The sequence below is a fragment of the Bacillus sp. FG16 genome (assembly GCF_057809515.1).
On sequence record NZ_JBMDKC010000168.1, the window covers coordinates 1 to 6,829 of the forward strand.

Consider the following 6,829-nt stretch of genomic DNA (forward strand, 5'->3'; position numbering starts at 1 on the left):
CTACTATAAAGTTGATTTATTTCATCTGTAGTTAAAATAGTTAATCTTTTTTGAACATTCATATTTAGTTGTTTTCTATATCTCCTTATGAATTATAGTTATAATAGATTGCACCGTGTCAAAAAGTATACTTTTTGACACGGTGCATTTGAGTAGGTTTTAATGTTTCACAATTATAACATAATTATTTTTGAAATACGTCATGAGAGTTGTATAGAATTTGACATTAAAATATAATAATTATATCTTATGACCATCAAATTTTTCTAGTTATAGATTGAGTGTGGGATTTGAAATGGGGGAAGGAATACATAATGAGGAAATTCTTTTATATTAGAGTAAGTAGTAAAGATCAATCTATTGAGAGACAACTCGCAACCGCAGCAGAGATAAGTATTCCTGAAGAATACATCTTTATAGAAAGAGCAAGTGGAAAAGATTTTAAACGTCCTGAATATCAACTTATGAAACGTATGTTGAGAAACGGAGATGTTTTATACATTCAATCACTAGATCGTTTGGGGAGAAATAAACAAATGATTTTAGACGAATGGCAAGAATTAATTAAAGAAAAAAAGATTGATATCGTTGTGTTAGATATGCCTCTTCTTAACACCATGAAATATAAAGATTTAAATGGAATTGAAACCCTTATTTCAGATTTAATTTTGCAGTTATTGAGTTATATGGCTGAAGATGAAAGAAAAAGAATCCGTGAACGACAAAAAGAGGGAATTACAATTGCACTTCAAAAAGGAGTTAAATTTGGCCGCAAAAAAGTTGAAATAGATGATAATTTTAAAGAAACTTATCAAGAATGGAAAAATCATAAAATTACTGCAGTAGAAGCCATGCAAAGAGTAGGAATGAAGAGTAATACATTTTATAGAAGAGTCAAAGAATACGAATATAGCTTAGAAAAAAGCAAGCTCTCTTAAAAGAAAAGCTTGCTTTTTTCTTATTCCCCCTTTTCGGGGGGATGGGCAAAAACACCCAACATATATAAAAGTAGGTTCTGTTGCAAAGTTATTAAAGCGAAGTTAAAATGTAAGAAAACTGATTCGAGGAGTAGGATGCGTGAAATATTTTAAAGGAAAACAGTTCAAGAAAGATATTATTTTGGTAGCCGTTGGTTATTACTGTCGTTTTTCTTTAAGTTATCGTGATGTATCTGAGATCTTGAAAGAACGTGGTGTTTCCGTTCATCCAACAACCATCATGCGTTGGGTCCATGAATATGGCAATTTGATTTATCAGATTTGGAAAAAGAAAAACAAATCTGCACATCATGTTTGGTATTTAGATGAGACTTACATCAAAGTGAAAGGCGAATGGTGCTATCTGTATCGTGCAATTGATAAAGATGGACACACGCTAGATATTCAACTTCGTAATACACGTGATCATCAAGCCGCCTATATGTTTATGAAACGATTAGTCAAAGCTTTTGGCGAACCAACGGTTCTCACAACAGACAAGGCACCAGCTTTGCTTTGTGCATTTAAAAAATTACAAAAAAATGATTTTTATACACATACGAAACACTGTACCGTCAAACATCTCAATAATCTCATTGAACAAGATCATCGACATGTAAAACGGCGCTTTGCCAAATCTTCTGGATTCCGAAGTATCCGTCATGCTTCACGTACCATAAAAGGGATTGAAACGATTCAAGCCTTATATAAACAGAGACGGAGTCTTGAATTAGACTCCGTCTTTTCGGCGTTCAATGAACTACAAAAATTAGTAGCAATTGCTTAAACCCTATCTCCAATTTATAGCCCTCTTTATATTTTTTCAAACGTTGCAACAGAACCAATAATAGGTTAACATGTTAAAAATAGGGGTATATTCATTTCATAACATTGCTATTTATAAGCACTACCCTTTGTAAGATTATTTAAAGCCTGTTTTCACATCAATGAAATCCCTATTAAAATCTACTTTTCATTAAAACTTAAACTAACTACAGTGGCAATAGATTGTGCGGCATGTTCCCAGCTTCCATCAATTAATTTTCCAATTTGTTGACCAATTGCGTTTAAATCATTTGGATTAACTGGAATGCCATTATACGCAGCGATAAGGGATAAAAGAGGCGCTGCGAATGGTGTTAAACCACCTCTATCAATATGATATTGAGGCGTACCGATTACTTCTCCGTCTTTCACTGTAAAATCATAATACAATTGATCATCTAGGCGGAAACTTAAATGATGGGAAATTTGTCCTTTAACATATTTTTTTCCGCCACCTAAATCTACCACTTCAATTGGTTTCACATTAAATTCATGCTCAAATACTTTAATCTTTTTGACTTCCGGACCATATAAGGCAGCTTTAACTGCTTTTCTAAATTACTCTGTGCGAACGGTTGAATACCCATTTGTGACTCTTGTTGTTGGATAGGAGATTTTGTTTCTGCAGCAAACGCCGATGTAGTAGGTAATGCACCTGTAGCTAATGTGGCTGCCATGGCTGCGGTTACTATCATTCTTTGTTTCTGCTTCATTACTTTCATCCCCCTCGTTCAATTATGATATATACCATTTTAAATGATCTAATTCAGAACACTTAAATGAATGATAGCTTCTTTCGTTATTTATCTAAATTTTCAGATTAATAAGTTGATATTCACTTATATCAAAGCATTTATTACTTGAAATTCTTATTTATTTACTTTAAACGTAGTAAGACCTTAGAAAAAATACTATGATTGTAATTAAAAGATAGAATAAAGGAAGAGAATTGACATGATTTTTCGTTTTTTATAATATGTACGCTTCTTATTTAATGAGTTTTCTAGAAAAAATAACGTTATTTGTACTTGGTGGTAGTTAAGTTTCTTAAGTTGATGGGCATGTATGGTGACCTCAAGTAGTAAAAAAGGAAAGCCTCTACATGAGTATTTTGCCTTTTTACATTACTTAACGATTTCCATATGTATCAAACCAAAGCTGAATATATCCAGCTGTTACACGCTGCGCTTCAATTAAACGCTTACCAGTCATCGGCGTAACTTCAGCACGCCATTTAACAGCATAGCTTTGTGATACAGCCGCTTGCACGAACCAACTTTTCGTATTATTATTTACAATGCCAGAGAAATCTTGTTTTGCTGCTACGGCAGCTCCATGAATCCAATCTTCAGGATGTATACCTTTCCAGTTCCAATACCCATTTCCATCCGTTACCTTATAATTATCTTTTATTGTATCTACAAAATTTTCATATTTAGAATGGAATCCTTGGGGATAAGAAAGATTCGTAAAATTTGCTGCATGCATTGGCTGGTTTACATCCCCTAGATAATGAAGGGATACTCCTAAGTAGAAGAATGCTTGTTTCATATCTTTATTTTTATAGGACTCACCAGCTAATTTAAAATACTTATCTCCAGTTTCTTTCGCTTGTTTTGCGAATGGAATATAGGTACTGCCATCATCAGGATCATAGAAATGAGAAACAAATGTACTATTATCGTAATAAGGATTTTCGTGATCAGCAGAGTAAATACCGCTCTCTAAATCTGTTCGCCATTCATTTAATAATACAACTTGATCTTGTTTTACTCGTGTCGTATTACGAGACATAATATCAATTGCACGATTTACAATCCATAAATGAGAGTTTACTCCTTCTGAATGCTTGTCCTCAGCGGACCAATATTGAATAATATTTACGTTATGTCCTTCAGTCTTTTCATGTGCCAATGCTACCGTCGGTAACGGAGCGACTAACGTAATAAACGCTGAGATTACAAATAATTGCTTTTTCATATGAAATCCTCCATTCGTAGTTTTTTAAGTTCATAATATTCAGTTTATTAATACTTAGAAATTCCTTTTCTGATGGAACGTTTTCTAAATAACAATAATTAAATTCCTAATTATTTGGTAAACGATTGATATTATTACCCAGTTCATTATAGAAGGAGTAAATATCCCGAATTCTCAAAGAACTTTCAAGATCTATTCCTATAAAATCAATATGATCCCAATCCTTTTTTGGAGATGTATAATTCCAAACCCCTTTTCGTGCAGTCCCTGTGTAAGGTTGATTTGGATGTCCAAACGGGTATTGGGAAGAAATCACACTAACGAGTCCATCGTTTGGCCACCATTCTTTTGTATTATGGCTACCAATGTACAGACTTGGTGCATAAAACAGAGGATTCATTGTGATAACTGGAAGTGCATGTCCTGTTAGTGCTGATGGATAGGTAGCATTTCCTGTATATGAAAAGTAGTACACATCATCAAAGGTTTTAACCCATTGATTCTGTTCCTTGATTAAATAATTGTACGGCTTGTTTGCATTTTTCATCCCATTTTTCTTCTTGCTTTTGTACTTTTTGGGATCGTTTTTTAGCTGTATTTTTTTCTGTTTTGATACACTCTTTTTCTATTTTGTACTGTTTGGCACAATTTGTTTCTGTATTTTTCACACACTTATTTTTTTCTCCTGTAAGCGTATCATTTGTACTTTTTTCGCAACTACCCTCATGTTGCGTTCACCTCATTTTAATTGATATATTTACAGTCCACCGTTGATGGAACTGTTTACGTAAACTACTCGCATGACATCCTAATTGGTTTGCAATTTTTTGATAGGTATATCCTTTACTTCTTAACACGAGCGCCTGTTGACAAACAGAATCCCACTTCAGTTTTACTTTCCGTTTCTGGTCCTTTTCATCACCAATCAATCCTGTTCCTAATTGATATATTTCTTTTCCAATTTTACAATCGTCCATACAATATGTTCTTACCCCATTATAGTGCTTGCACCCCATGCAATATTGATCCTGCAAATCTAAAATACGAATTCTCGTTTCTCTTTTATTCATCATCCCAATCTCCTCAGTATAATCGTTATCTTTATTACACTGGATATGACAACGCTTTCGGAAAGCAGATTGCATGTATCCCATTTGGCTCGGTCTATCCTTTACGCCCAAACAATCCTACATTTGTTCTCATTAAAACGAGTCATCTAGTCTGAATTTTCAGTATTACATTCTATACAAATGTTGGAAATGTGTTAAAGTAAGGAATGAAAAAGAGTAGGGATTCAAAAGAAGCCAATTTGTATAGAAATTGGCTTCTTTCTTGATGATGACGAAAACAAAATTTTCTTTAAATCTTTATTAGGGGTAAGTTTTAAAGAAACATTCATCTTGGTTCTAGTTTCACATAATTAGAATCTACAGTAAATTGATAATATGTATTCTGAACATTCTAAAATTTAATTCTATCTATACTCATCAACAAACAATCCATTTTTTATTCTACCAATAGTTTAAGATATAATTTTTGTAGGTTCTGTTGCAAAGTTATTAAAGCGAAGTTAAAATGTAAGAAAACTGATTCGAGGAGTAGGATGCGTGAAATATTTTATTTCGCTGCAATGTCTTCATAAAATGCCGCTTTTGTTGTGTGAAAATATGGAATAAGCCATAAGAATCCAATTCCTAAAGTAATCAGACTTAACATAAACCAACCGACAAAACTTAAATATAAAATCATATACTTTATTTTGTGCCCGTTCATCATGTGACGACTTTTTGTAATAGCCTGATTCATAGTATACTCTGGGTGATCATTTAAAACGAAATATGTCATGGTATATGAAATAGATTTAATAATGCCTGGAACAATTAAAAGTAACGTCCACAGAATTAAATAAAAGTACAATAATAAATATACTAAAAATGAGTTAAGAAGTTTCCTCATATCTATACACCAAATGAATATATTACTGATATGTGGTTGTTCTTGACGAATAATATTTAAAGTTAAATAATATCCTCCTAAAGTTAACGGACCGGTAATTAAAAATGAGATTAAACCTCCTATTTCGCCCCAATCATAAATCTTCGAAAATCCCCAATCAATAACAACACCAACTACTTGGATAAGAATAAATATGATGAGCGTAGCTCCAACCGCTATCCCCCAATTACCCTCTAATGAATCTAGTGCTGTTTCTTTTAAATCACTAATCATACATTCCCTCCTAATGTGTGATAATTATTTCTTTATTTTTCAGATAATATGAGATGTACCTATTTCTCATTGAATTAAAATATAGACATCGTTATAGCATACATTTTTGTAGCATATATCTATCCAAAACTAGATAACATTATGACAGATAGATACTTGTACAAAATTATTCACCCCTTATAATATATTATGTATAAGTTATGTAATTCCATTCATGATATACATATAACTTGGCCTCACCATACCATTTCGGGAAAATTGTACGTTTAGACACAATTTGAACACATCTTACCGCTTCCCTATTTACATAGGGGAGCGGTAAGATGGTTAGTATCTATTTCTTGCATATTTTGTTCGCAAAGGTCTTAAATGATGAATCGATGTCTTTTGCTGTACATTCCAGATATAATCACCTGTTAATGCAATATGTTCCCAACCTATTGGAGAAACGTGCTGCACATATTCTTCTGGAATTTCCATTCCTTGCGTTCGTAATAATTCAATCGCCTTTTCAATATACACTGTATTCCAAATAACAATTACAGAAATTAATAACTGCAAACCATTCACTCGATGCAATTGATCTTCATAAGAACGATCACGTATTTCTCCTAACCGATGAAAACAAACGGCTCGCGCAAGTGAATGTTTCGCTTCTCCTTTATTGAGTCCCACTTGAACGCGCCTTCTCAGTGCAGGATCTTGCAGCCACTCTAATGTATATAATGTTCTTTCTATACGTCCAATTTCTCGTAATGCTATTGCTAAACTATTTTGCCGTGGATAAGATGCTAACTTTTTTAAAATAAGAGATGCAG

7 protein-coding genes and 2 pseudogenes are annotated in these 6,829 nt (G+C 33.1%); 2 read left to right on the plus strand and 7 right to left on the minus strand.

Translation table 11 applies throughout. The features are described 5' to 3' along the window. Window positions 1–314 precede the first annotated feature (314 nt). Window positions 315–938: a recombinase family protein gene (locus ACODS7_RS30535; RefSeq protein WP_197229183.1), complete on the plus strand. Its 624-nt coding sequence runs from the start codon at window positions 315–317 to the stop codon at window positions 936–938. Between the two features lie 139 nt (window positions 939–1,077). Continuing rightward, entirely contained in the window at window positions 1,078–1,764 is a 687-nt protein-coding gene (locus tag ACODS7_RS30540) for an IS6 family transposase (protein WP_423099584.1), read from the plus strand. Between the two features lie 179 nt (window positions 1,765–1,943). On the opposite strand, the pseudogene ACODS7_RS30545 reads toward ACODS7_RS30540, so the two are convergent. The 7 genes and pseudogenes from ACODS7_RS30545 to ACODS7_RS30575 all read right to left on the minus strand — a co-directional run. Continuing rightward, window positions 1,944–2,515: pseudogene (locus ACODS7_RS30545) on the minus strand (methyltransferase). Between the two features lie 415 nt (window positions 2,516–2,930). Next, window positions 2,931–3,782, minus strand: coding sequence for a phospholipase C (locus ACODS7_RS30550; RefSeq protein WP_454501186.1), 852 nt, complete (start codon window positions 3,780–3,782; stop codon window positions 2,931–2,933). A gap of 106 nt (window positions 3,783–3,888) precedes the next feature. Beyond that, window positions 3,889–4,329, minus strand: coding sequence for a lipase-like domain-containing protein (locus ACODS7_RS30555; protein ID WP_454501185.1), 441 nt, complete (start codon window positions 4,327–4,329; stop codon window positions 3,889–3,891). Continuing rightward, window positions 4,283–4,509: pseudogene (locus ACODS7_RS30560) on the minus strand (hypothetical protein); the annotation flags it as partial. The gene ACODS7_RS30555 and the pseudogene ACODS7_RS30560, both read right to left, overlap by 47 nt. Before the next feature lie 7 nt (window positions 4,510–4,516). Then, window positions 4,517–4,852, minus strand: a complete 336-nt coding sequence (locus tag ACODS7_RS30565; RefSeq protein ID WP_488828370.1) for a zinc-finger domain-containing protein — start codon at window positions 4,850–4,852, stop codon at window positions 4,517–4,519. A 547-nt stretch (window positions 4,853–5,399) separates the two neighbouring features. Beyond that, on the minus strand, window positions 5,400–6,011 hold the full coding sequence (locus ACODS7_RS30570) for a DUF975 family protein (protein WP_366988497.1): 612 nt from the start codon (window positions 6,009–6,011) through the stop codon (window positions 5,400–5,402). Window positions 6,012–6,338: 327 nt separating this feature from the next. Then, a partial coding sequence (locus tag ACODS7_RS30575) for a Tn3 family transposase (RefSeq protein WP_488828372.1) occupies window positions 6,339–6,829 on the minus strand: 491 nt, incomplete at its 5' end.

Bases quoted from the DNA above. Each gene is read 5' to 3' on its own strand.
- ACODS7_RS30550 (WP_454501186.1), bottom strand. From the start codon at position 3,782: ATGAAAAAGCAATTATTTGTAATCTCAGCGTTTATTACGTTAGTCGCT.
- ACODS7_RS30570 (WP_366988497.1), bottom strand. From the start codon at position 6,011: ATGATTAGTGATTTAAAAGAAACAGCACTAGATTCATTAGAGGGTAAT.
- ACODS7_RS30565 (WP_488828370.1), bottom strand. From the start codon at position 4,852: ATGAATAAAAGAGAAACGAGAATTCGTATTTTAGATTTGCAGGATCAA.
- ACODS7_RS30535 (WP_197229183.1), top strand. From the start codon at position 315: ATGAGGAAATTCTTTTATATTAGAGTAAGTAGTAAAGATCAATCTATT.
- ACODS7_RS30555 (WP_454501185.1), bottom strand. From the start codon at position 4,329: ATGAAAAATGCAAACAAGCCGTACAATTATTTAATCAAGGAACAGAAT.